The following is a 1,603-nucleotide window of genomic DNA, read 5'->3' on the forward strand; positions in this document are numbered from 1 at the left end:
GTGGGAGCAAAGCTTGCTCGCGATAACAGTGGGTCAGCTTGCATCAATGTTGGATGTGCCGCTGTCATCGCGAGCAAGCTTTGCTCCCACAGAGGAGGTTTGTGTAGCCGGGAAATCGAAGTCTGCCGCAGATCCAGTGTGGGAGCTGGGATGGGGCATAAAATAGGGGCACAAAAAAGCACCCCGAAGGGTGCCTTTTTATGCCTGGATTTCGACATGCCTCCAATTATTTGCAAGTTTTCAAGAGCAAAACCTGTGGGAGCAAAGCTTGCTCGCGATAACAGTGGGTCAGCTTGCATCAATGTTGGATGTGCCGCTGTCATCGCGAGCAAGCTTTGCTCCCACAGAGGAGGTTTGTGTAGCCGGGAAATCGGAGTCTGCCGCAGATCCAGTGCGGGAGCTGGGATGGGGCATAAAATAGGGGCACAAAAAAGCACCCCGAAGGGTGCCTTTTTATGCCTGGATTTCGACATGCCTCCAATTATTTGCAAGTTTTCAAGAGCAAAACCTGTGGGAGCAAAGCTTGCTCGCGATAACAGTGGGTCAGCTTGCATCAATGTTGGATGTGCCGCTGTCATCGCGAGCAAGCTTTGCTCCCACAGAGGAGGTTTGTGTAGCCGGGAAATCGGGGGCTGCCGCAGATCCAATGTGGGAACTGGGATGGGGCATAAAATCCGGGCACAAAAAAAGCAACCAGAAGGGTGTTTTTTATGCCCGGATTTCGACATGCCTCCAATTATCTGCAAGTTTTCAAGAGCAAAGCCTGTGGGAGCAAAGCTTGCTCGCGATAACAGTGGGTCAGCTTGCATCAATGTTGGATGTGCCGCCGTCATCGCGAGCAAGCTTTGCTCCCACAGAGGAGGTTTGGGTAGCCGGGAAATCGAAGTCTGCCGCAGATCCACTGTGGGAGCTGGATGGGGCATAAAATAGGGGCATAAAAAGCACCCCGAAGGGTGCCTTTTTATGCCCGGATTTCGACATACCTCCAATTATCTGCAAGTTTTCAAGAGCAAAGCCTGTGGGAGCAAAGCTTGCTCGCGATAGCAGTGGGTCAGCTTGCATCAATGCTGGATGTGCCGCCGTCATCGCGAGCAAGCTTTGCTCCCACAGAGGAGGTTTGGGTAGCCGGGAAATCGGAGTCTGCCGCAGATCCAGTGTGGGAGCTGGGATGGGGCATAAAATAGGGGCACAAAAAAGCACCCCGAAGGGTTCCTTTTTATGCCCAGATTTCGACATACCTCCAATTATTTGCAAGCTTTCAAGAGCAAAGCCTGTGGGAGCAAAGCTTGCTCGCGATAGCAGTGGGTCAGCTTGCATCAATGTTGGATGTGCCGCTGTCATCGCGAGCAAGCTTTGCTCCCACAGAGGAGGTTTGGGTAGCCGGGAAATCGAAGTCTGCCGCAGATCCAGTGTGGGAGCTGGGATGAGGCATAAAATAGGGGCACAAAAAAGCACCCCGAAGGGTTCCTTTTTATGCCCGGATTTCGACATACCTCCAATTATCTGCAAGTTTTCAAGAGCAAAGCCTGTGGGAGCAAAGCTTGCTCGCGATAGCAGTGGGTCAGCTTGCATCAATGTTGGATGTGCCGCCGTCATCGCGAGC

General features: G+C 52.5%; 2 protein-coding genes. Both read right to left on the reverse strand.

All coding sequences use genetic code 11. The annotated features are described in order from the left end of the window. Nucleotides 1-842 (reverse strand): hypothetical protein (locus tag AD662_RS29680; protein WP_211264972.1); only part of this gene is annotated, 842 nt, incomplete at its 3' end. Beyond that, nucleotides 799-1,603, reverse strand: an 805-nt coding sequence (locus AD662_RS29610; protein ID WP_169788917.1) for a hypothetical protein, incomplete at its 5' end; no start/stop codon positions are given. The genes AD662_RS29610 and AD662_RS29680, both read right to left, overlap by 44 nt.

The organism is Pseudomonas kilonensis, from assembly GCF_001269885.1.
GTDB classification, from domain to species: Bacteria; Pseudomonadota; Gammaproteobacteria; order Pseudomonadales; family Pseudomonadaceae; genus Aquipseudomonas; species Aquipseudomonas kilonensis.